Origin of the sequence: Myxococcus sp. AM009 (assembly GCF_013372605.1) — a bacterium.
GTDB lineage: Bacteria > Myxococcota > Myxococcia > Myxococcales > Myxococcaceae > Myxococcus > Myxococcus vastator.
Window position 1 is genome coordinate 1 of record NZ_JABXEP010000133.1, and the last position, 23,331, is coordinate 23,331.

Here is a 23,331-nt window from a genome sequence, read left to right on the forward strand (position 1 = left end):
CGCCCCAAGCCCGCCGCGTTGGAGAGCCGCCCCCCGGCGCCGCCCGCGAGCCAGGACGTGCCGGACTGGACGCTGGCCCAGGCGCGCGCGGCGCTGAAGGAAGCCACCAAGGACCGCGACCGCCTCATCGACGTCGCGCTGCGCTTCGGCCGCAGGACCTTCGACTACGTCGCGTCCTTCGCCGTGCTGCGGGGCGGCGCCACGGGCCTGGAGGCGCGCGGCGAGGGCATGGCGGGAGAGCAGCTCACGCAGGTGTCCATCCCGCTGGACGCCAGCAGCGTCTTCCGCACGGTGGCCGTCACGCGCGGGAGCTACGCGGGCCCGCTGCCTCCGGACGCGCTCACGCGGCACTACCTGGAGCTGTTCGGACGCCAGACGCCGCGCACCGTCTTCCTGTACCCGGTGGAGGTGAAGGGCCGGCTGGTGGCCATCCTCTACGGTGACTGCGGCCAGCGGCCCATCAGCCAGCGCCGCCTGTCCGACTACATCCTGTTCTGCCAGGACCTGCCGGCGGCCTTCCAGGAGCTCATCCTCTTCCGCAAGCAGCGCGTGTCGGAGCTGCGCGCGCCGGACGAGATGGAGCTCACCATCGACGTGGACCTGCCCGTGGCCACCGCGCCCGCGCCGGCCCCCGCGGTGGTCGCCGGCCTGGGCTGGAGCCCCTTCTTCGGCCGTGGCGCCACCGGCAACATGGGCCGCGCCGCCGCGCTGCCGCCGCGCGCGCAGTCGCAAGAGGAGCGCCCGCCGCCGGACTTCGCGCCGCTGCTGCGCCGCCTCACCGGTCCGGACGCCGCGCAGCGCGCCAACGCCATGGCGGAGCTGGCGCGCTCGCCCGAGGCCAGCGCCCGCGTGCTGGCCCAGCACTTCCCCGGTCCCACGGCCTGGAGCCGGCTGCCCGTGGTGGAGCTGCCCGAGGCGGACGAGCTGGGTCCCATCCCCGGCGCGCTGTCCCGGCTGGGCCGCCCCGCCGCGCAGGCCGTGTCGCCGCTGCTGGACTCCCAGGACGCGGACACGCGCTACTTCGCGCTGCTCACCGCCGGCAGCCTGCCTTACGTGGAGCTGGTGGACGGCGTGCTGCGCGGACTGTTCGACCTGGAGCCGGACATCTCCAGCGCCGCGCGCGTGGCCGCCGCCGCGCTCAAGCAACTGCCCCGGCTGGACGCCGCCCTGCGCGACCTGCGCCACGAGCTGAACAGCCGAGACCCGCTGCGCCGCTCGCTGGCCGCGCGCGCCCTGGGCACGCTGCACGACCGCGAAGCGATTGAGGGCCTCATCCCCCTCACGGGCGGCGACGACGAGATGTGCGCCCAGGCCGCGGCGGAGGCGCTGCGGGAGGTGACGCGCGCCACGCTGGGGCTGAACCCGCGTCAATGGTCGGCGTGGTGGGCGGAGAATCGCAGCCGCCGCAGGGCGGACTGGCTCGTCTCCGCGCTGCGCCACCGGGAGCTGGACGTGAGGCTGGCGGCCATCGAGGAGCTGAGCCGCGCGCTGCACGACACGCTGGGCTACTACGCGGATGCCCCCGAAGCCGAGCGCGAGCAGGCGGTGCGCCGCTGGGAGGCCGCGGCGGTGGAGCCGGCCAACGCGCGCCGGCTGGGCATGTTGTAGTCCCCTGCCTCGGAGCGCCCCATGACGGGTGGGATGTGGATCAGCCTCCTGGCCTGCGCGGGCCAGCTCGCCCTGGCGGGGCTGGCCCTGGCGCGCGTGGGCAAGAGCCCGCTGGCGCTGCCGCTGTCCCTGCTGTCCATCGCCCTGTCGACCTGGAACTTCTCCGGCTTCGCGCTGGTGCGCGCGGACGAGGACGGCTGGCGGCTGGTGGGCTTCGCCGCGGGCCTGATGACGGTGCCCTGCGCGCTGCACTTCATCCTGTCCTTCGTGGGGCGGCGGCGGAGCCTCGCCGGGGCCATGTACGCCGCCTATGTCGTCTTCGGCGTCCTGGCGCTCGCCATGCTGGTGGCGCTGGGCGCCCCCTCCCTGGAGGCGCACCTGCTCACGCTGCGCTTCGGGTTGACTGTCTCCGCGCTGGCCATTCCCATCCTCGGCGGGGGCTTCGCGCTTTTGGGCCTCCACGTGCTGCGCGCGCGGCACCCGGACGAGCGCGCCCGCGCGGGGCTGGTGCTGCTGGGGCTCACGCTGGTGGTGGCCCTGCTGATGACGGAGCTGGCGGCGGAGCTGGGGCTGGAGGTGGTGCGGCTGGGCCACGTGGGCACGCTCCTGGGCTTGCCGGTGATGGCCACCGCGGCGCTGCGCTTCGGCCTCTTCGGGGACGACCCGGGCGCGCCCCGGCTCGCGCTGCACGCGGCGGGCATCGCGGGGCTGGGGGTGCTGGCCTACCTGGCCGTGGTGAGGCTCTTCGTCGCGCAGGCGGGCACGCTCATCGTGTGCACCACCGCGGTGACGTTCGCCCTGGTGGCGGCGACGCGCCGGGGCGTCACCGCCTACGTCAGCCGGAGCGAGCGGCTGGAGCGGCTGGCCACGCTGGGGCGCTTCTCCGCGCAGATGGCGCACGACCTCAAGAACCCCATCGCCGCGATGAAGGGCGCCGCGCAGTACCTCAAGGAGGAGCACGCGCGCGGGCGGCCGTGGGACGGGCAAGGCGAGTTCCTGGACCTGCTGCTGGAGCAGGTGGAGCGCCTGGACCGGGTGGTGGACACGTACCAGCGGCTGGCGCGCGTGGAGCCCCTCCCGCGGCCAGTGGACTTGCGCCGGTTGGTGGAGGGCGTGCTGTCGCTCCAGGCCTTCGCCAGCCCGGGCAAGGTCGTCATCGTCCGGGAGCTGACCCCTGGCCTTCCACGGTGCGCGGGAGACCAGGACCTGCTGGCCAACGCCCTGGAGAACCTGGTGCGCAACGCCTGCGAGGCGATGCCGGAAGGTGGCACCCTCACCGTGCGCGCGCTGCGTGACGGGGCCGGCACGGCCCTGGAGGTGGAGGACACCGGCGAGGGCATGGACGCCCGGACGCGCGAGCGGGCCTTCGACGACTTCTTCACCACCAAGGCCTCGGGCAGCGGCCTGGGGCTGGCCTTCGTCCGGCGCGTGGTGGAGGCGCACGGCGGCGAGGTGCTCCTGACAAGCCGGGAGGGGCGCGGTACGGTGGTCCGGATGCGCCTGCCCGCCACGGACGCGAGCCTGGGCGGCGCGGACGTGGGAGAAGCCGCGTGAACGAGTCATTGAAGGGCACGGTGCTGCTGGTCGACGACGACCCCGCCGTGGCCAAGGTGCTGGGCGCCCTGCTGACGCAAGCGGGCCTGACGACTCACGCGGCGCGCGACGGGCAGGAGGCCCTGGCGCTGCTGGCGAGCAAGCCGGTGGACGTGGTGGTGAGCGACGTGCGCATGCCGGGCATGGATGGCCTGCAGGTGCTCGCGGAGGTGTCGCGCGGCTGGCCGGACGTGCCCGTCATCCTCCTCACCGCGCACGGCACGGTGCCCCTGGCGGTGGAGGCGATGAAGGCGGGCGCCGCGGACTTCGTCCTCAAGCCCTTCGACCGGGAGGAGATTCTCTTCACCGTCCGCAAGGCGCTGCTGCGCGCGCAGGGCGAGGAGGCGCGCCAGCAGGCGCGGCCCACGGGCGGCTTCATCGGCCGGAGCCGGCCCATGGCGGACGTGCAGGCCGTGCTGGCGAAGGCGGCCGCCGGCACGGCCACGGTGTTGCTACGCGGCGAGTCCGGCACGGGCAAGGAGCTGGCGGCCAAGGCCGTCCACGACGGCAGCCCCCGGCGGGAGGGGCCCTTCGTGAAGCTGCACTGCGCGGCGCTGCCGGACACCCTGCTGGAGAGCGAGCTGTTCGGCTATGAGAAGGGCGCCTTCACGGGCGCCGCCACGCGCAAGCCCGGACGCGTGGAGCTGGCCCACGGCGGCACGCTGTTCCTCGACGAGGTGGGCGACATCTCCCCCGCCGTCCAGGTGAAGCTGCTGCGGGTCATCCAGGAGCGCGAGCTGGAGCGGCTGGGCGGCACGCAGACGGTGAAGGTGGACGTCCGCTTCGTGGCGGCCACGCACCAACCCCTGGAAGAGCGCGTGAAGGAGGGCCGCTTCCGCGAGGACCTCTTCTACCGCCTCAACGTGGTGCCCGTGTGGATACCGGCCCTGCGCGAGCGCCCGGACGACGTCGAGCCGCTGGCCCTGCACTTCCTGGAGGTCCACGCGAAGACGAACGGGCGCCCGCCGTTCACCCTCACGCCCGACGGGCTCGAGGCGCTGCGGGCCCAGCCGTGGCCTGGCAACGTGCGGCAGCTCCAGAACTTCCTGGAGCGGCTGGTGGTGCTCTCCGACACGCAGGTGATTGGCGGGCAGGAAGTCCTTCAAGAGCTGGCGCGCCAGCCGGGCCTGTCCCCCGCGCCCACGTCGACCCTGCCCGTGAGCGCGGCGAGCCCCTCCTCCGAACTCCAGGCCGCGCCCACCGCGGACTCGGCCCGGACGCTGGAGTCCCAGCGCAAGGAGATGGAGCGCCAGGCCATGACGGACGCGCTGCGCCGCGCGGGCGACAACCGGACGCTGGCGGCGCGGCTGCTCGGCATCAGCCGGCGCACCCTCTACAACAAGCTGGAGGAGTACGGCCTGCTGTAGGGCCGGCCCCTCAAGGACGCACGCGAAGGAAGTCGATGAGCGCGCGCAGCTTGAGCGCCAGGTTCTTCCGGTTGGGATAGTAGAGGTAGAGGCCCGGGAAGCTCGGGCAGTAGCGCGTGAGCACCCGGACGAGCCGCTTCGCGGCGAGGTGCTCCGTCACGGTGTGCTCCATGACGTACGCGAGCCCCTGCCCGTCGAGCGCCGCGAGCACCATCACCTCGTTGTCGTTGGTGATGACGCGCCCGTTGACGGCGACGGTGAGCTCGCGGCCGTCCACCTCGAACTCCCATCGGGCGATGTTGCGGCTCGTGGCGTGCCGGTAGTTGACGCAGTCGTGGGCCCCGAGGTCTCTCGGATGCCGGGGCTTCGGGTGCGTCTCGAAGTAGGCGGGTGAGCCCACCACGGCCATGCGCATGTCACCGGTGACGGGCACGGCGACCATGTCACGGTCGACGCGCTCTCCCAGGCGAATGCCGGCGTCATCGCCCTCCGCGACGATGTCGCGCAGGCCATCGTCGAGCGTGACGTCGATGCGCAACTCGGGGTGCGCGGTGAGGAAGCGCGCGAGCATCGGCTTGATGACCGGGCCGAACGCCAATCGCGGGACATTGAGGCGCAGCGTGCCGGTGGGACGGCCCCTCGCGTTTTCGAGCGTCGCGAAGGCACCGCGAATGCCCTCCATGGCGGGACGAAGCTCGGCGACGAAACGCTCCCCTGCCTCCGTCAGGCTCACGCTGCGTGTCGTGCGCTGGACCAACCGGGCGTGCAGCCGCTCCTCGAGCGCGCCTATCGCCTGACTCACTGCGGAGGGCGTCACCCGAAGCTCCGCCGCGGCCGCCGTGAAGCTGCGCTTCTCCGCGACCAGGAGGAGTTCTCGTAAGCCGGCGAAGCCCTCACGCATGGGCGATTTGTTAGCACGCCTAACAACTTCATGGCGAAGCCGAGCTCTAATCCGCGCGGCACCGAGCGTTTAGTTTCCGAGCCATGAACATTCACGCCTCTTCCCTCTCCGACTCCACCAAGGTCTGGTTCATCACGGGTGCCTCGTCCGGCTTCGGGCGCGCCCTGGTCCGCGAGGCCATTGCCCGCGGCGACGCTGTCGTCGCGACGGCCCGGAAGCCCGAATCCCTCGCTGACCTCGTCGTGCTCGCGCCCGACCGGGTGTTCGCGCTCGGCCTTGACGTCACCCACCCCACCGAGCCCCAGGTCGCCGTGGCGGCGGCGCTCGCGCGCTTCGGACGCATCGACGTGCTCGTCAACAACGCGGGGTTCAGCATCATCGGCGCCGTCGAGGAGACGAGCGAGGAAGCCCTGCGCGACACCCTGGAGCTGATGTTCTTCGGCGCCGTGCGGCTCACGCGCGAGGTGGTGCCCCACATGCGCGAGCGTGGCACGGGCACGCTCGTGCAAATCACCAGCATGGCCGGCCTCAGCACCTCGCCGGGCTTCGGCGCGTACTGCGCCGCCAAGCACGCGCTCGAAGGACACTCCGAGTGCCTGGCCCACGAACTGCGTCCCCATGGGGTGCGTGTGCTGATTGTCGAGCCCGGCGTCTTCCGCACCTCGCTGTTCGGCGACGCGTTTCGCCGCATGCCCGAACACCCGGCCTACGCCCAGACGTCTGGCGTCGTGCGCGCGTGGGTGACGCAGACCGCGGGCCAGCAGATGGGTGACCCCCACAAGGGCGCGCGCGCCATCGTCAACGAAGTCACACGGCCCGCGAGCCCCGACGCTCCGCTGCGCCTGCCGCTCGGCGGGGACGCGGTGGACGGGATTCGGCAGAAGCTGGCGCTCATCGCGGCGGACGTCGACCGCACCGAGCGTGCCGCGAGAGCGACGACCTTCTGACGGCGCCGCGGCGGAGCCCCGGACTCAGTCCCGCTCGTCCGCGAGCGCATCCAGTTCCTCGTGGAAGCCCTGGATGAGCGCATGCGGGTCCGGCACCCGGCCCGCGTCCGCCGCCACGCCCACCGTCACCTGCCCGGCATAACTGAAGAGGCTCAGGCCCAGCCCCAGGTGCCCCGTCTGGGGAACCCAGAACGTCAGGCCCTCCAACTGGCTCCCCGCCAGGGACACCGCCGCGCGTGGGCCGGGCACGTTGGTGGCAATCAGCGACGCTTTGGAGCCGAAGGTATCCACCACCCACCGCTCCAGGGCCGCGGGCGTGTACCCCAGCAACTCCAACGCGCCGAAGGTCAGCACCGCCTCAGGTGAGCGCTTCAGCCGCTCCATCCGCCGGGCCAGCTCCTGCAACCGGCGCGTGGGCGTGCCCAGGTGCACGGGAAGCCGGAGGAAGACGACGCCGAAATGGTTGCCCAGCTCGCGAGGCACGGGCGCATCCAGGGGTCGGAGGTTCACCGGCACCAGCGCGTGCAGGTCCTCGGGGGGCTCCCCCAGCGACTCCAGGTAGCGCCGCAGCGCGCCCGTCACCGCCGCCAGCAGCACGTCGTTCACCGTGCCGCCCAGCGCCTGGCCCAGGGCCTTCACCCGCTCCAACGGCACCGGGTCCGACCAGGCGGCGCGCTTCTGCGTCCCCAGCGGTCCTCGCAGCGACGTGCGCGGGTCCGGCGGAATCACCAACAACTTGCCCATGGCCGCTGCGCCGCGCGCGCCCTTCACCAGCAGGTCCCCGGCGAGAATCGGCTCGGCGGCCAGCTCCGCGCCCTTGCGCCACACGGCCCGCGCCGTGCCCGCCACCGCCTGCGCGCCGCGCACCCAGCTCGCAAGTCCGCCAGGAGCAGCCCGGGGCGGCGACGCGGGCGGCTCGGCGGCCAGCTCCGCCTCCGCCCCCTCCGTGAGCGTCAGCAGCACCCGCGCCAGGGCCATGCCGTCCGCGAGGCAATGGTGCAGCCGTGCCAGCAGCACGTCGCGCCCGTCCGCCGCGGACATCACGTGGAACTGCCACAGCGGCCGGGAGCGCTCCAGGGGCGTGCTCATCCACTGCCCCACCAGGGACTCCAACACCGCGCGGTCCCCGGGCGGAGGCACGTCGAGCCGCGACAGGTGCGCGTCCAGGTCGAGCTCCGGGACGTCCTCCCATTGAGGCAGCCCCACGAGTCCCGCCACCGCGCGCTGGCGGAAGCGGGGGTAGCGCTCCACCAGCCGCTCCCGCACCACGCGCTTCAGCCGCTCGAAATCCAGCCGGCCCTCGAACCAGAGCACGGCGGTAATCATCATCAGGTTGGCGGGTTCCTCCATGTGGAACCACAGCGCGTCCACGCTCGACATCCGCTCCTGCGCCGCCATGTCGCACGACCTCCGGGTGAAGGCCGTTCTACTGCTTTCCACGCTCCGGGGTCGCACGTTCGAACTGGAAGGTCTGCTTCGTCTCGTCGTCCACCATCAGCGTGAGGACCCCCTCCTCCAGGTCCCAGACATAGGCGCTACCGCGGAACTTGAGCTTCGGCCCCGTCAGGGGAATCACGCGCTTGTCGCCACACACCGGGCCCACGGCCTGGCCGTCCCGCGTGCGCAGCCGCACCCGGTCCTCGCCCGACACGTCCAGCGTGCCCCAGGCGCGGACCACCAGCGAGTTGCCCTGCCCCAGCGTCGCGGCCTCCAACGAGGTCCGCAGCACGAAGCAGCCCGACGGCGTCACCTGCAACGAGCGCGCGTAGTCCGAGCGCGGCTGGGCTTCGATGCGCTCCTCCCGCACGGTCTCGTCTTCCGGCAGGCTGGCGGCCACCAGCGTCCAGGTCCCCACCAGCGCCCTGGGAGGCGCCGCCCCCCGCGCCTTCACACCCTCACATGGCGCGGGGACTTCCTTCTCGGGGCTGGGCGGGGCGGGCTCGAAGGAGCGCTGGCAGATGGGCAGGCAGGCCCTGGGCCCGCACTCGGCATCGTTCGGCGCGCAGCCCGCCCTCTGGGTACACGCCTTGAGCCGCTCCAGCGCCTGCTCACAGTCCTGGCGCATGCAGGTGTCGACGCACTCTGCGTCGATGCACTCGGCCACGCAGGCCCAGTTGGTGGCGCCGCACACGCCGGCCACCGTGCGCGCGCGCTGCGATGAGGACGTCTGGGCCACGGCGGGGAGCGCGGCGCCCAGCGCCAGGAGCAGGACAGGGAGGAGTCGGGAAGAGGGCATGCCTCGGCGCAAGCTAGCCACGCCCTCGGCTCCCGCGGACCCTCCGGCCGCGGGAGCTGTCCACCCGCCAGCACTGCGGGCGGGGACGCTGCGCTCAGGTGAACTGCCAGCGCCAGGTGCGCACGTCGGCGGGCTCCACCATCTCAAGTTCGAAGGACAGCGTGTCGAAGCGCTCGAACTCCTGCGAGTCCACGCGCAAGAGCATCATCCCCGCGTGGTTCTGTCCCCGCAGCGGCGACACGTTGAAGGACAGCTCCGCGTCGAAGGCCACCTTGTAGAAGAGGCAGAAGCCGTCCACGCGCCCCTCCTCCACCACCGGCCGAGAGAAGCGCACGCGGTGCGGCAGCCCGTCGGCCACCATCGTCTCCAGGTCGAAGGCGAAGGCGGGCTCCGGGTCGCACAGCAGGTGGTCCACCTCGTAGGAGCGGATGACGCGCGTGAAGTAGGACGGGTTCATCGCCTCGCGCAGCGTCTGCAGGCAGCTGTAGTCCACGCTGGGGAAGCGCTGGCTCCAGATGAAGGGGATGCACGCCTCGTCCCGCAGCTGCACCGGCTCCACGAAGACCTCGAAGCGGTTGGGGAGGATGCGGCCTCCGGGCTTCAACACCCGGTTGCGCAGGTCCAGGATGCGCGGCACCAGCCCCGCGTCGAAGAGGGCGTCGCCCAGCAGCTCATGCAGCAGGACGTCCACCTTCTCCGGCAGCTGGTACTGCCAGGGATGCGCGCGCACGAAGTCGATGCGCTCCAGCCCGTTGCGGCGCGCCACCCACTGCGCCGTGTCCAGCAGCCGCGAGCCATCCACCGCGTACAGCTTCTTCGGCTGACGGCTGGCGGCCAGGAAGGTCCGCAGGCCCGTGCCGGTGCACGCATCCATGACGACCTGTCCCGGCCGCACATACCGCTCGCAGGCCCGCCGCCAGGCCTCCACCCGCTCCGGGTCCGCGAGCGCGAAGTCCTGCGGCGCCGGACTGGACAGGGACAGGCTGTCCGGCACCACGTTGCGCGGCAACTGGGACACCAGCGTCGAATGGCTGAGCCGTGAACGCAGGTCCATCAACGCCTGGCGAGGCATGTCGAGCAGATTGGGCATGTGGCATCCCCCCGGATGCGTGGGTCCTTCGTTCGGCCTTCCCGGCATGACACAGGCACCGGGATTCCTGAGCATGCTGGACTTACAGCTTCAGCACCATCCAGCGACAGGACGGGATGAGTGTCCCCCGGTGAACAGGCTCGCGCTCAAGGCAGCGGCGGTGGCGGGTGCCCGGAGGCGCGCGCACGGCGTGACAGCCAGTCATGGAGGAAGGCCTGGACCGCGGGGTGTTGGGACTGGCGGAAGGCCTCGGGCGGGGCGTGTTCGATGATGCGTCCTTCATGAAGCAGCGCCAGGCTGTCGCCCACCTGGAAGGCGGAGGCCACGTCCGGGGTGATGACGAGCGCCGAGGCGTGGAGCCGGTGCTTGCCGGTGAGGATGACGTCCACCACGGACTGGGTCCTCAGCGGGTCCAACCCCGCGGTGGGGTCGTCATAGAGGAGGATTTTCGGCTCCAGCACCACGGCGCGGGCAAAGGCGGCGCGCTTGAGCATGCCGCCGGACAGCTCGCCCGGGCGCTGCTTCGCCGCGTCCTCCAGGCCCACCAGCGCCAGCACGCGCCGCACGCGCTCGCGCACCTCGCGCTCCACCAGATGGAGGCGCTCGCGCAGCGGGAAGGCGACGTTGTCCTCGACGGTGAGCGAGTCGAAGAGCGCGCCGCCCTGGAAGAGGATGCCCATTTTACGGCGCACGCGCTCCAGCCCCGCGGCATCCAGCCAGGCCAGGTCCTCGCCGTCCACGCGCACCGTGCCGCGGTCCGGACGCAGCAGCCCGTCCAGGTGCTTCATCAGCACCGTCTTCCCGGAGCCCGACACGCCCAGCAGCACGCACGTGGTGCCCGTGGGCACCGCCAGGTCCACGCCCCGCAGCACGTGCTGGGCGCCGAAGGACTTGTGGACGTTCATCAGCTCGATGGCATTGCGCTGCGCCGGCTCGGCCATCCCACGCCCCCACGATACCGGCACCGCTGCCCGGAGGCGGAATTGTGACGGCCGTCCCCAGCCGCTCGCGACCCGCCTTCCAGTCGGAGGCAAGCGATGGGCCCCGGACAGAGTCCGTGCGGGGCTCGCGCCTCAGGACTCGGACGGCCCGCCGCGCAGCTTCGCGCCGAAGCGCAAGAGCTGCTCACGCGCCCGCAGCAGCGCGTCCCGGGGAATCGAGAACACGGCGCGCACCCGCTCCGAATCCCCACACCACGGGCCACCATTCAGCACGACGTGCGTGTGCTCGTACACCACGCGAGGCAGGTTCTCCGGCGTGAGCCGCACCCCGTCCACCTCCTGCCCCAGCCAGGCCGTCATCCGGGGCGACAGGAAGAGTCCGCCCGCGTCCCCCGCGTCCGAGCGCCCATCCCCTGGCAGCGCTCCGGCCAGCAGCTCGCGCTTCTCCGCCAGCTCCCGCCGCATCTTCACCAGGAAGGACCGCAGGGTGCGGTGCCGTGTGGGGTACAGCAGCTGGCCATCCGGACTGCGGGCATACGCCGCATACAGGTACGCCGCCGCGCGCGCCGTCATCAGGTGGAGCACCCCAGGGCCACTGTCGCGCACCGCCGCGGCCAGCGCCCGGTCCTTCGTGGCGAGCCACCCCACGCGGAGCCCACCGGCCGCGAACTCCTTGGACAGTCCGCCCAGCAGCACCGTGCGTGCGCCGATGCCCGGCACCGCGCCCTCCAGCGTCACGGGGCTGGGCACTGTCTCCGCCGTGGGGCTGGTGAGGTTCACCAGTCCGAAGATTTCATCCGACACCAGCAGACAGCGCTGCTCCACCACATAGGTGGCCAGCGCCACCAGCTCCTCGCGGGCCAGGTAGACACCGGAGGGGTTCGACGGCTGCGACACGACGATGGCATCCGGCACGCCGCCGCCGCCCTGCCCCCGCCGCGCCAACAGCCCCGACAGCGGCCCCTGCTCCACGTCACACCCCGCGGAGACGAAGGTGGGCGGCAGCACGCCGTAGCACGGCGTCGCCACATAGACGCGCGGCGTGCGTCCCAGCCGCTGGCGCAGCGCCACGCCCAGGTGGTGGATGAGCGGCCACACGCCCGGCGCCACCGCCAGCTCGTCTTGCGCGTAGCGCACCGCGCGCGACTCCAGCAGGAAGGCCGACACCGCCTCCGCCAATCCCGTCTGCGGTGCGGGCTCGCGCGGCGCGACTCCGGCGGCGATGAGGCCCTCCACCAAGGGAGGCGGCAGCGGCCCTTCATTCTCCCCGTAGTCCAGACGCACCAGCTCCGCGTCGTCCTCGCGGAACACCTTGGGCGCGAACGCGGGGAAGGACATCAGCCGCGCCATCCGCCGCGAGCGGGGCAGCGTCACCACCGGGGGCCTGCGCGGCGCGGGCGCTTCCGGCTCCGCGAAGGAGATGCGGAACGACAGCAGGTCAGAGAAGGTGCGCTCGTAGAACGCCTGCGCCAGGGTGCTGATGCGCGAGTAGCTGACCTCCGCCGCGGCCTCCAGGTCGCCCCGCAGCGGCTGCGGCACCGGCATGAGCAGCGTCAGCTCCAGGTCCGGCCACACCGCGTTCTTGATGAGGCCATAGAGCACCACCAGGTTGGGGGCGTGGGCCTCACGGGCCAGGAACTCGAAGAGCGTGTGCGGCTCCACGCCGCCGGTGATGTTGAAGAAGGCGCTTTCGTCCAACACCACCCAGATGCCACGCCGCGCCGCCTCCGCGACGATGTCGCGCAGCACGGACAGGTTGGTGCGCTCCCCCTTCTCCACCGTGAGCAGCACCATCTTCACGTCGAACGCGGAGAGCAGCCGGCGAATCTCCTCCAGCGAGGTGTGCGTCACCGTGGCGCGCACCCCCGCCTTCTCCAGCGCACGGGCGTAGAGCGGGTGGAGGTTGCGGGACACCAGCACCTCGTCGCCCGCGTCGCAGGTGGCCATCAGCAGCGAGTACACCGCCTGCTCGCGCTCGGGCGCGACGAAGACCTCCTCCTCCGCCAGCCGCAGCCCGAAGTACCGGTCCAGGTAGCGCACCACCTGCCGGCGGAAGGACGCGTCGCCCGCCTCGTGCGCGTAGGGCATCAGCGGCCCCCGCGCCAGCCGCGCCGCCAGGTCGGCCACGAAGCCCAGCTGCTCCGCTGACGCCGCGCCCAGGTCCAGCTCCTCCTGCAACGCCGACGCGCCCAGCTCGCGCAGGGCGGCCCGCAGCGCCAGCGTCTCGCGAGGCAGCGCCAGCCGCGCCTCCCACACCGCCACCTCGTGCCACACCGGGTTCCCCGCCTGGAGCCAGCCCAGCGCGGTGGCCGCCCGCAGCGGCTCCGGGCTGCGCGCCTCCATGAAGAACTCGAACTCGCGGCCGGTGCGCTGCTCCAGCGCCACCAACGGACGGATGTCCGTGTCCGCCGCCTGCATCACCCGGCGGGCCACCCGCACGCGCGTGTCGAAGCCACGGCGAGTGAACATCCGCTCGATGATGACGCGCCCTGGCCTGCCCGCGAGGTTGAGCAGCAACCGTCCGGTGGGTGACAACCGCTCCGGCGCTTCGTCCAGCAATCGCGCGATGAGCCCGAGCCCGAAGTGGTCCTCGTAGACGTTCTGCAGCGTGCAGTAGTTGGACAAGTCATAGAGCGCCTGCTCGTCCGCCTGGGACAGCTCGGAGGGCAAGTCCTCCTCGCCCCGGAGGACCTGCGGAATGCAGCCCACCACGAAGTCCCACGGGGCCTCCGAAGGTATCCCGCGCAACAGGTCGCTCTCCCCGAAGGACAGGCGCGAGGCCAGCGCCTCGTCTCCGTTGAGCCACGCGTTGCAGCGCGCCACCACGGGCGAATGCGGGTTGAGGTCCGCGCCATGCACGTGCGCCAGCCGGGTGAACTTCGCCAGCGCGATGCAAATCCACCCCGAGCCCGCGCCGACCTCCACCAGCCGCTTTCCCGAATACTCATCCAGCGGGACGCTGAGCAGTCCCTCCAGGAAGGTGTAGGCCCACGCCTCCGGCGCGAAGATGGACGGCAGCAGGAACAACTCCAGCCGCTCCTGTGAAGCGCCCACCGTCACCGTCACCGTCACCAGCCGCAGCGGCGCCGCTTCGGGCTGGTGGCGGGACAGCTCCGCCAGCTCGCGCAGCTCGGCCAGCGCGCGCGGGCGCCTGTCCGCATGGGACAGGTCCTCGGACAGTGCGCGCAGCAGGTGAAACGCCTCACGGGGTGTGGAGGGGTAGGTCGGCATGGCGCGTGGACTGTCCCGAGCCCCCCGCCCCCTGTCAACGCCGGGATGGCGCCCGGATGAAACCCTTTGGCGCCCAGGGGTGAGTCAAGGAAATGCCGACTCGCCGTAATAAATGGCAGCAGCAACGAGGCCACCCGCCACCGCGCCAGGGCGGCCTCGGGAGCAGCACGCGCGGTACCGACGGAGCAGCATCCATGTCGCTCATGCCTGTGGATGGACCCCGTAGTGGAGAGGGGGCAGTGATGGAGATGAACGTCTCGAGGCCGGTGCTTGCTGGGGGATTCTGGAAGAAGCAGCGCACACAGCCGGTGAAGCGCGCCAAGGACGCGTCGCTGGTGCGTTGGGAGTCGCAGCCGTGGCGCCGCCAGTTGCGCGACGCGGCGGAGTACGAGCGCCCGGTGGCGCGTGCCGCGCTGGTGCAGGCGCTGCTGGCGGAGGGCCTGACGATGGACGCGGACGCGGCGCGCTTCGCGGGGGCCAGCGAGGACCGCGACTGCATCAGCATCGCGCAGGTGCTGCGCTTCGCCGACACGCTCGTGCTGCGCATGGCGCTGGCGTGCACGGATGACCACGTGCTCCAACTGGCGCACCTGCGCCGCGACGCCGAGGACCTGGCGGAGCGGATGATTGAGTGGGCCAACGCGGGTCGGTTTTAGGCGGGAGCCCAAGCGGGCAGGCGCCTCTTGAAGGCGGGGGCCTCCGACGCGCCCCGCCCTGGGCCGCCGCCGGGCGGAACCGCGTCCTCCTTGACAGCGTGGGAGCCCGGCTGTTCTCACGGAGACATGCTCTCCTCGCTCGTCCTGGCCGCCACCCTGGCAGCGGCCCCCGCTCCCCGCGCCGCCGCTTCGGCGCAGACGCTCATCCATGTGCCGCGGGTGGATGCGTTGACGGGGCTGGCCGCGTTCCTGGAGCGTGCGGGCCAGCACGCCGCGCTGCTGCGCCCCTCGGCGTGGCGGACGGAGCTGCATCCCTTCCTCACCGTCGACCCCACGCGGCCCCAGTCACTGGCCGAGCTGGGCCTGGACCCGGCCGGGCCGGCCACCGTGTCCATGCGCAAGGACGGCCGCGTGTCCTGCATGCGGGTGGCCGACGCCAAGGTGTTCCAGGCAAGGGCCGCCGAAGCCATCACCGCCGCGGGCGGCGCCGAAGCAAAGCCCACCACGCGCGGAGGTGTGACGACGGTGCATGTCGACCGCGACATGGGCGGCAGCATGGGCTACGCGATGAAGGGCAAGGAGGTCTGCGCGTTCGGCGCCATCGAGCGCGGCGGCGCGGACCTGCTCAAGGAATCCGTCCGGCTGGTGGGCAAGACGCCCGCGCGGGATGCCCGCCTGGGCAAGGTGCCGGGCGTGGCGTTCGTCGTGTCGGGCAACACGGTGGTGGGCCTGGACGGCACGGCCAACGCGCTCCAGGTGGAAGGCGTGACGACGAAGCTGCGGCTCCCTGCGTTCCAGACGCGTGGCACCAGCCCCTACGCGGCGATGAAGGCGGAGGGCCTGCTCTACTCGCGCGCGTCCGTCTCTCCCACGGGGGTGACGCAGTCGGTGGACACGATGCGCTCCACGCTCCAGGTCGTGTGCCCTACGTGTCCGAAGGAGCAGCTGCTGTCCATGGCGAAGGCCGTGACGAAGCAGCTCACCGGCCACCTGTTGGTGAACATGGACCACGTCCAGGTGCGCGGCTCGCTTCGCGCGCTGTCGACGCGCTTCTTCGCGGTGCGCCAGGCCGTGGCCGCCGAGGTGAAGGACGTAGCGGCGGTGAAGGCCGCGCTGGCCCCGCTGGGCAATTTCCCGGACGTGCTGGTGCTGGAGGACGGCTGGAAGCTCCCGCTCAAGGGCGGCAACGTGTTCGTGCGTTTCAAAGGCAAGCAGCTCGTCCTGGGCAATGAAGAGTCGGTGACCCAGGCCACGCTGGCGGCGCTGACGGAGACAGGCTCGAAGACGGAGCACCCGGTGGACTTCGCGTTGGACCCCAAGCGGGTGGCGCGAGGCCTCGCGCAGATTTCGCTGACGGACATCCTGACAGACGAACTGCTCGCGGCCCTCTTCGCGGCCAGCTCCGAGCTGGGGCCGCTGCTGGCGCGCAGTGAGCGCATCACCGGGTGGATGGACGCCGCCCCGGGCGGAGCCCACCGCGTGTCCCTGACCTGGCCGCTGCCTCCGCAGTAGGCGCTCGTTCCTGCAGCGGCGGCACGGGGTGACGCGCCATAGCGAGCCTCCGCCGTGGTATGTCAGGCCCTCAACGCACGAGGGGGGAACCACACCATGATGCTGTTCCTGCCCCTGGGAGTGGACGACACCGAGCTGGAGCGGCTGCCTCGGGTGTCCATCACCATCGCGGCCATCTGCATCGTGGCCTTCTTCATCTCCTGGGTCATTCCGTCCGCCCCCATGGGCGTGGGTGAAAACGAGCTGCGCTCCCTGCTGGAGCAGTCGCTCGAGCACCCGGACCTGGAGTTCCCTCCCGCGTGCGCGGAGCGGTTGCTGTCCGATTCGGGCCGGAGGCTGGTGCGCAACCTGCACCAACGCGTCGCGGAATCCGACGGAGCGGAGCGCGTGACGAACCGGCAGCAGGGGCTGAATGAGCGCTGCGAGGAGCTCATCGCCCAGCACGAGTCGAGCCTGCTCGCGCGCTTCTCCCTGGTGCCCGCACGGGGACTCGTCCAGCCAGGCTGGCTCACGTACATGTTCCTCCACCTTGGGTGGATGCACCTGCTGGGGAACCTGCTGTTCTTCTATGTGACCAGCCTGCTGCTCGAGGACGCTTGGGGCCGGCCGCTGTTCGCGGGCTTCTACGTCGTGGGCGGGCTGGTGGCGGGCGTGGCCCACTATGCAATCGACCCCTCATCAGAGTCGGTGATGGTGGGTGCCTCCGGCGCCGTGGCCGCGTGCATGGGGGCCTTCTGTCTGCGCTTCGCCCAGCGACGGGTCCGCATCGGCTACTTCGTCTGGGTGCTGAAAATCTTCCGCGGCACCTTCCCCGTTCCTGGTTGGGTCTGGGGCGGCCTGTGGTTCGGCAACGAGGTGTTGAACTACTACCTCCTGGGCAACAACACGGGCGTGGCGGTGATGGCCCACATCGGCGGTTTCGTCTTCGGCTTCGCGGGCGCGTCGCTGCTCCGCGTCACGCAGTTGGAGGAACGGGTGGTGGCGCCCGCGCTCGCCGCGAAGCAGGGCGGCTGGGTGGTCGACCCGCGGCTGGCGGAGGCCCAGGCGGCGCTCGACCAGGGCGACCGCACGGCCGCGCGGGCGGGCTTCCAGCGCTTGCTGAAGACCCAGCCGGACCACACCGACGCGATGCTGGCGCTGGGCCGCATCGAGCTGGAGGACGGCGAGACGCGGGCCGGCACGGCGCGGGTGGAGCGGGCGCTCCATACGCTCGCGGGGCGTGCGTCCACGGACGCGCTGTGGTTCGCGATGGAGCCACTGGTCTCGCTACTGCACATCAACGCGCTGCGGCCCGCCTCCGCGTGGAAGCTGGCGCAGGCGCTGGACACGGAAGACGCGCCGCCGGCCTCCCTGGAGACGACGGAAGCCCTGTACAGCGTCGCGGGCGGGGGCGCGGGCTTCATCGCGGTGCGAGCACTCATCCGCGCCACGGAACTGCGGATGGCGCACGACAAGGATTTCGAGCGGGCAGCGGGCTACCTCGCGCGCGCCAGGCCGCTGCTGACGGGAGAAGCCGCGGCGGCAGGTGACCGGGTTCGGGAGCTGGACGCCGAAGTCACGCGAGTGCTGGAAGAGAACGCCTGGAAGAAGCCGGACGCCGCGCCAACACCCGCCGTGGACGCGCCTCCCGCCCCGCCGCGCATCTTTCCCTGCCGCATCGTGAGCATGACGGACATGGCCCTCACCGTGGAGGCCGCCAATGGCCAACGCAGGACGATGGCCATGACGGAAGTGCTGGCGATTGCCGTGGGCATGTTGCCCGTCGCAGGGCCTCCGGGGACGCCGCCGCGACAGACCGTCCTCACGGACCTCGTGCTCTCCTGGGGCAGCGCCAACGAGGGTCCACGGGTGCTGCGGGTGAATGTCGCGGGGCTCGCGCTGAACCACTTCTATCCAGGCGTGGCGCCACGTGAGGCCTATTCCCGGTTCCTCGCGGACATGCTGGAGCGAACCAGCGCCAACGCGCTTCCGGACGCATCTGCCCTGAAACAGGGGCAGTACCCTCGCTTCAACAGCGAGGCGGAGCTGAGCCAACACTTCTACGGCGTGAGCGCGGCGGCGGCCTGATAGCGGCGTGCGGATGAAGCGAGCAGCCGGCGGCTGTGGCCCAATGCGTGCTCTTGGCGCACCGCTGGGTGCGCGATGGCGACGATTCGGGGTGCTCACCAGGCTCCGGGGCCAACGGTTCGACGGGCTCACCTGCACCCATGACGCGCCGACCTCTGTGCCTACGCCACGAGCAGGCTACCGCGTCTCATGCCTGTGGGTCGGGCGCGCAGCCCGGTGGATAGCTGTTCGGAAATGTCGGGACTTTTGTGGCGTCAAAACCCCCGACATTTCCGAACAGCGAGCTACGGGAGTGACTCCGGCCCCCCCGCCGCGAGGGGGCCCCTGGGTGGCCGCGTGGTCCGTTCAGCATGAAGTCCGGCACGGAGGTGATGGCATGGCATCCGCGCGCGCCGTGCGATGACGAGGTGCCCCGCGCGCATGCACTCCCACGCGAACCGCTCCATCTTGCTGTCGCTCCTCCTGCCCTGCCTGGCGCTCGCGCAGCCCATGGACGACACGCCGCGGAGGACACGCCCACTGCGGCGGCGCCGTCGCTCAGTTCATCTGCGCTGCGCGATGAGGCCGGTGCTCGCATCGCTGAACTCACTTTCGAGGCCGGCCATGACACCCGTGAAGAATCCACTCCTCCATCGCTACTGGCTGGAGTTCGACCGCGGCGTAGACAACTGGCCGCCGTCGAGCCGATGGATGATGCTCCTGGGGGGCTGCGGCGTCACCGCCTTCACGGTCGAGGACGCCCTACGGCTCGTCCGCGAGTCCCTGTTCAAAGACGAGCCCCTGCCCCCCTTGGCCCGAATCATCGAGGACGTGGACATCACCACCTTGGACGCCGGCCACATTCGCCCGAACATCCACGAGCCCGTCCGCCGGGGCATCTGGTACCCCATGGGACACTACACGTCAGGCGGTTCGCAGTAACCCGTTCACAGGTCGTCCAGCGCCAGCTCGGCCTGCTCGCGATAGAGAGGCACCTGCTCCACCGCGAGCACGTCTTCCAGCAGCGTGCGCGCGCCCACGGCGTCGCCCGCGTCCCGAAGCCGACGGGCCCCCGTCAGCGCGCGCATGAGGCGTTGCGAGCCGTCACGAATGCGGCGGCGAGTCTCGTGAAGCAGCGCAGTCGCCGTGGCAACACCCGCGACGGCGGCCTGTGCCTCCTCTTCAGGGATGCCCACCTCCCGCGCCGAACGGAGGAGCAAGGCGCGCACCTCGGACGTCAGCGACAGCGGCTCGCCGGCCTCCACGCGCCGCGCCAGTTCACGCACCGGGTCCCAATCAATCGACTCGGCCATGGACTCACTCGCCTCCCTTGCGACGGCGGCACTTGTCCACGGGCCATTCGTGTTGCCCTTCGCAATACCGGAAGCAGTCGTAACAAGAGCCTGACCAGGCCTCCTCCTGACACTGGGCGTAGGCGTCGATGCACACCTGCTTCCACCCGGGGATGGCTTCTTCACTGGCCTCGGACGCGGACTCGACGGCCTTCATCGGCGCCAGGTACTTGCTCACCTCCGAGGCCGTCAGCCCGCACCGCTCGGGCGTGGCCGGGTGCGTCTTCACGCAGCAGCTCACCGTCGAATCCATGGGGCCGCATTGCGCCTGGGCCAGGTACACGGGCTGACGGACCGCGGTGGAATGAGCGCTCCCGCCACACCCCAGCGCCGAAAGAGCAACGGCCGCCAGCGGGCCCCACATCGCACAGCAATGCAAGGATGGCTCGTTTTCCATGAATAACAGCTTACAGGCGCTTCATGCATGGACAACCCTCCTTTCACGCCGCCAGCCTCCGGGCGCGCCCACGGCAAGCCTCCGAAGCCGCGGCGCACGTCCGCGCTCCAGGGCCCATCGCCACGGCGCGAGCCCGCGATGCCGCCCTGACGTCCGCCCCACCTGAGCGCGTCCTGGATGCCGCCATGCACGTCCCCTATGCAACGTATCAGGTAGGCAGCACAAGCAGGGACTTGCCGTGCCGGGTTGCCGCTCCCTCGCGCGGCGCCTGTCCGAGGTCCGCGGGGAGGAGCCGAGGCGCGTGGGTGGGAGACAAGGGGGAACTGCCCGCGCCTCGAGGGACTGCCGGACCGCCGCGCCCCCCCAGCGCGTGGGGCGTGCATCAGGCAAGCGGGATGGCGCGGGCCGGGGGTGCGTGGAGGCCGCCCTCGCTGACGCGCTCAAGGCCCCTTGGGGCGAGCGCGTCAGCGTCGGTGTCGCACGCCTACCAGTGGCGGCGGGGAGGCGCGGCGGGCGGCGGAGGCGCGGGCAGGGGCTCCAGCATGCCGCACTTCAACAACCGCTCGACGGCGTCCTTGACCGCCTTGGCGGGAGCGTCGCAGCTCTCGAGGTTGCGTGCCGCCTCGGAGACGGTGCGCCCGCCCGCCTCGAACTCCACCAGGTAGAGCCCGTCCTCCGCGGCGAGCCCGAGCGACGCGCCCCACCTGGCGCGAGCCGCGTCGAACTGGGCGCGGCCGCTGCCGGCCTTGGCCGCCTCAATCATGGCCGAATAGGAGGCCACGGCCTCCGTGCCCTTGACCGAGAGCCGGAACTTCTGCGCCCGCCCGTACCGAACCTTCTCGTCACTCATGCCGCCCTCTCGATGGCTGGCTGCCCCATCCGCTTGAGCCACCGCACGTGGCTCTTCAATGCCGCACCGACGCTCTCATTCGCCCGGTAGCGAACGCCGTGCTCCCGGCAGGTGTCCTCGACAATGCGCGAAAGCGCCGGGTAGTGCAGGTGACACACCCGCGGGAAGAGGTGGTGCTCCACCTGGAAGTTCAGCCCTCCCAGGTACCAGCTCACCAGCCGATTGCCTCGGGCGAAGTCCACGGTCGACGCGACCTGATGCGCGGCCCAGTCGCGGGGGAAGGGGCGGTTGGCATCTGGCTGCAGGGAGAAGTCCGCCTCCTCCACGCAGTGCGCCAACTGGAACACGGTGGCCAGCGTCAGCCCGAGCACGAACGAGGCGAGCGCATACCCCAGCGCGACCTGCCAGAGCGGGCGGAAGAACAACGGCAGCGCGATGGTCCAGCCATAGAACAGCAGCTTCCCGCCCAGGGCCCCGGCCAGCTTCAGCCCGCCAGGGCGCGGCATCTTCTGCCGCCCCACGCGTCCGGTGACCAGGTCCTTGAAGTCATCGACGAAGTGCCACTTCACGGGGAGCAGCGCGTAGAGCCCCCAGATATAGGCATGCTGGAAGCGATGCGCCGTGTGCTGCCGCTGCCCAGGCGCCAGACGGCACAGCGGCTGGATGTCGATGTCCGCATCGAGGCCGACCACGTTCGTGTGGCTGTGATGGAAGATGTTGTGCTTCCAGTTCCACACGTAGGACGAGCCACCGACGGCGTCGAGCGTCCACCCGAGAATCCGGTTGATGCCCCGATGCTCCGAGTAGCTTCCGTGGTTGGCGTCGTGCTGGACGCTGAACCCCACCCCCGCCACGGCCAGCCCCAGGGACACGCACCCGGCGACCGCACCCCACGGCCCCGAAGCGCCCACGAGGAGCCAGACATAGGAGGCCGCGAGCCACCCCAGGATGACCACCGTCTTCGCGTACATGCGCGGGAGGTCACGAGGCGAGCGCCCGCTCGCTCCCAGGTAGACCTCCACCCGCGCCTTGAGGTCCTGGTGGAAAGGCCCCGACTCGAGAAACTTCGCCTTCGTTGCTTGCGACAACGTCCACCCGCTCTCAAGCCGCCAGGGTCACCGCCGGAAGAACCTGGAGTCGCGCTGGGAGGATCCCGCCGCGGCCATCGCCTGCCTGGTGCCGAAGGACGATGTAACACATTGGCTGAGTGGACTGTTCCGGTGGTGCGGGACCTCCCCCAGATTCAATCGCCGCGGCCTGGACACGCGCCTGGCGGCCACGTGCGCTCACGAACGCCGCCGGACTCCCGCTGTCGGCCCATCGACACGGGCCAGCACCTCAAGCCCACATGAGCCCCGTCACGCCGGGCGCTCCTGCCGCCACCGCCGCTCCTGCTGACCACTGCGCTCCTCGCGCGCCTGATACAGCGACAGACCGCGCTGCACGTCATTCACGTCGAGCGTCCCCGCCAGCGCCCCATCCGCCTCCACCACGACGAGCTGGGGCATCTCCTCCTCCGCCATGCGCCGCAGGGCCGTCCAGCCATCCTCATCCAGCCGCGCCACCACGGCGGGCACCATCACCTCGCGCGCGCTGCGCGTCATCCGCTCCGAATCCGGCACGGCCCGCACCGTCTCCAGCGACACCTGCCCCACCGGCCGGCCGTCCTCCGTCACCGGCAGCAGCAACAGCCGCTCACGTCGCAAGTCCCACAGCGTCTGCTCCAACGACGCCCCCGCGTCCACGCCCACCCGTCGCGGCGTCATCAGGTCGGCCACCGGCACACGCTCCAGCGTCGCCTTCATCCGCACCTGCTGTGCCTCACCCTGCGCGCCCATGAAGATGAAGAACGCGATGACGGCCAGGAACGGGTTGAACGACAGCACCGCCCCCACGCCGAACAGCACCGCGAACCCGCGCCCCAGCCAGGACGCCACCTGCGTCGCGCGCACCATCCCCAGCCGCCCCGCCAGCGACGCGCGGACGATGCGCCCACCATCCATGGGGAACGCGGGCAGCAGGTTGAACACGCCCAGGAACAGGTTCAGGCTGGCCATGTAGAAGAACGCGAACTGGACGTTGAACGAGCGCGTCTCCTGGAGCAGCCACGTCGCGCCGCCGAGCAGCGCCGCCAGCAGGATGCTCGTCAGCGGCCCCACCGCGGCCATCAGCGCTTCGTCCCGGGGACGCGGCGGCGCCTCCGTCAGCTCCGACACACCGCCCACCATCATCAACGTAATCGAGCGCACCTTCCCGCCGCGGCGCAGCGCGTACACGGTGTGCGCCAGTTCGTGGACGAACACGGACGCGAACAGGCCCACCGCCACCACCAGCCCCCACAGCGCGGGCGAGCCGCCCAGGCGCTCCGGTGGGACTTCGGCTACCTCCGCCGCGCGCCGGAAGGCGCCGCCGAACAGGAACGCCAGCAGCGGCAGGACGAGCAACAGGGAGAAGTGGACGCGGACGGGAATGCCGCGGAACGAGCCGATTTGAATGGAACCTCGCGCGGCACGCATGGCAGCCCTCCCATGGCTTCAACCTCCGTCCCCTCCACCCGGCGCGCACGGACCTGGAGGCGGCCCGGTCGGCCGCCCGCCCCCTGAG

The 23,331-nt window shown here is 71.4% G+C and carries 18 protein-coding genes and 1 pseudogene; 8 read left to right on the forward strand and 11 right to left on the reverse strand.

Features of this window, described 5'->3' with window-relative positions:
• The 3 genes and pseudogenes from HV824_RS26880 to HV824_RS26890 all read left to right on the forward strand — a co-directional run.
• A pseudogene (locus HV824_RS26880) lies at positions 1–1,608 on the forward strand (HEAT repeat domain-containing protein); the annotation flags it as partial.
• Positions 1,609–1,629: 21 nt separating this feature from the next.
• A complete protein-coding gene (locus HV824_RS26885; protein WP_176424561.1) occupies positions 1,630–3,162 on the forward strand; it encodes an ATP-binding protein in 1,533 nt (510 codons plus the stop codon).
• Complete coding sequence (locus HV824_RS26890; protein WP_176419665.1) at positions 3,159–4,568, forward strand: sigma-54 dependent transcriptional regulator; 1,410 nt, start codon at positions 3,159–3,161, stop codon at positions 4,566–4,568. The genes HV824_RS26885 and HV824_RS26890 overlap by 4 nt, the downstream gene beginning before the upstream one ends.
• 10 nt (positions 4,569–4,578) lie before the next feature.
• On the opposite strand, the gene HV824_RS26895 is transcribed toward HV824_RS26890, so the two are convergent.
• Entirely contained in the window at positions 4,579–5,469 is an 891-nt protein-coding gene (locus tag HV824_RS26895) for a LysR family transcriptional regulator (RefSeq protein WP_176419666.1), read from the reverse strand.
• A gap of 83 nt (positions 5,470–5,552) precedes the next feature.
• On the opposite strand from HV824_RS26895, the gene HV824_RS26900 reads away from it, so the two are divergent.
• Positions 5,553–6,416, forward strand: a complete 864-nt coding sequence (locus HV824_RS26900; protein ID WP_176424562.1) for an SDR family NAD(P)-dependent oxidoreductase — start codon at positions 5,553–5,555, stop codon at positions 6,414–6,416.
• 24 nt (positions 6,417–6,440) lie between these two features.
• Here HV824_RS26900 and HV824_RS26905 read toward each other — a convergent pair whose 3' ends face one another.
• From HV824_RS26905 to HV824_RS26925, 5 genes are all read right to left on the reverse strand, one after another.
• Positions 6,441–7,814 carry a wax ester/triacylglycerol synthase family O-acyltransferase gene (locus HV824_RS26905; RefSeq protein WP_176424563.1) on the reverse strand — a complete coding sequence of 458 codons (1,374 nt, stop codon included), beginning with the start codon at positions 7,812–7,814 and terminating at the stop codon, positions 6,441–6,443.
• Positions 7,815–7,842: 28 nt separating this feature from the next.
• Positions 7,843–8,652 carry a hypothetical protein gene (locus tag HV824_RS26910; RefSeq protein WP_176419669.1) on the reverse strand — a complete coding sequence of 270 codons (810 nt, stop codon included), beginning with the start codon at positions 8,650–8,652 and terminating at the stop codon, positions 7,843–7,845.
• Between the two features lie 94 nt (positions 8,653–8,746).
• Entirely contained in the window at positions 8,747–9,742 is a 996-nt protein-coding gene (locus HV824_RS26915; RefSeq protein WP_176419670.1) for a class I SAM-dependent methyltransferase, read from the reverse strand.
• Between the two features lie 146 nt (positions 9,743–9,888).
• Complete coding sequence (locus HV824_RS26920; protein WP_176424564.1) at positions 9,889–10,683, reverse strand: ABC transporter ATP-binding protein; 795 nt, start codon at positions 10,681–10,683, stop codon at positions 9,889–9,891.
• Positions 10,684–10,815: 132 nt separating this feature from the next.
• Complete coding sequence (locus HV824_RS26925; RefSeq protein ID WP_176419672.1) at positions 10,816–13,914, reverse strand: aminotransferase class I/II-fold pyridoxal phosphate-dependent enzyme; 3,099 nt, start codon at positions 13,912–13,914, stop codon at positions 10,816–10,818.
• A gap of 242 nt (positions 13,915–14,156) precedes the next feature.
• Between HV824_RS26925 and HV824_RS26930 the strand changes: the two genes are divergently transcribed.
• From HV824_RS26930 to HV824_RS26945, 4 genes are all read left to right on the forward strand, one after another.
• A complete protein-coding gene (locus tag HV824_RS26930) occupies positions 14,157–14,570 on the forward strand; it encodes a hypothetical protein (RefSeq protein WP_255208364.1) in 414 nt (137 codons plus the stop codon).
• Positions 14,571–14,696: 126 nt separating this feature from the next.
• Positions 14,697–16,082 carry a hypothetical protein gene (locus HV824_RS26935; RefSeq protein WP_255208365.1) on the forward strand — a complete coding sequence of 462 codons (1,386 nt, stop codon included), beginning with the start codon at positions 14,697–14,699 and terminating at the stop codon, positions 16,080–16,082.
• A gap of 96 nt (positions 16,083–16,178) precedes the next feature.
• Positions 16,179–18,149 (forward strand): rhomboid family intramembrane serine protease, encoded by a 1,971-nt coding sequence (locus tag HV824_RS26940; protein WP_176424567.1) that lies wholly within the window; start codon positions 16,179–16,181, stop codon positions 18,147–18,149.
• A gap of 603 nt (positions 18,150–18,752) precedes the next feature.
• Positions 18,753–19,070 carry a hypothetical protein gene (locus tag HV824_RS26945; protein ID WP_176424568.1) on the forward strand — a complete coding sequence of 106 codons (318 nt, stop codon included), beginning with the start codon at positions 18,753–18,755 and terminating at the stop codon, positions 19,068–19,070.
• 5 nt (positions 19,071–19,075) lie between these two features.
• Here the strand turns inward: HV824_RS26945 and HV824_RS26950 are convergent, their stop codons facing one another.
• The 5 genes from HV824_RS26950 to HV824_RS26970 form a co-directional block, all read right to left on the reverse strand.
• Positions 19,076–19,441 (reverse strand): DUSAM domain-containing protein, encoded by a 366-nt coding sequence (locus HV824_RS26950; RefSeq protein WP_176419677.1) that lies wholly within the window; start codon positions 19,439–19,441, stop codon positions 19,076–19,078.
• Between the two features lie 4 nt (positions 19,442–19,445).
• The gene (locus tag HV824_RS26955; RefSeq protein WP_255208366.1) at positions 19,446–19,733 is read right to left on the reverse strand and encodes a hypothetical protein; all 288 of its coding nucleotides are present in this window, start codon (positions 19,731–19,733) and stop codon (positions 19,446–19,448) included.
• A 628-nt stretch (positions 19,734–20,361) separates the two neighbouring features.
• Positions 20,362–20,727 carry a hypothetical protein gene (locus HV824_RS26960; protein ID WP_176419679.1) on the reverse strand — a complete coding sequence of 122 codons (366 nt, stop codon included), beginning with the start codon at positions 20,725–20,727 and terminating at the stop codon, positions 20,362–20,364.
• Positions 20,724–21,815, reverse strand: coding sequence for an acyl-CoA desaturase (locus HV824_RS26965; protein ID WP_217917782.1), 1,092 nt, complete (start codon positions 21,813–21,815; stop codon positions 20,724–20,726). Before HV824_RS26965 ends, HV824_RS26960 begins: the two co-directional genes overlap by 4 nt.
• Positions 21,816–22,085: 270 nt before the next feature.
• Positions 22,086–23,243, reverse strand: coding sequence for a site-2 protease family protein (locus HV824_RS26970; protein WP_176419680.1), 1,158 nt, complete (start codon positions 23,241–23,243; stop codon positions 22,086–22,088).
• Positions 23,244–23,331 lie beyond the last annotated feature (88 nt).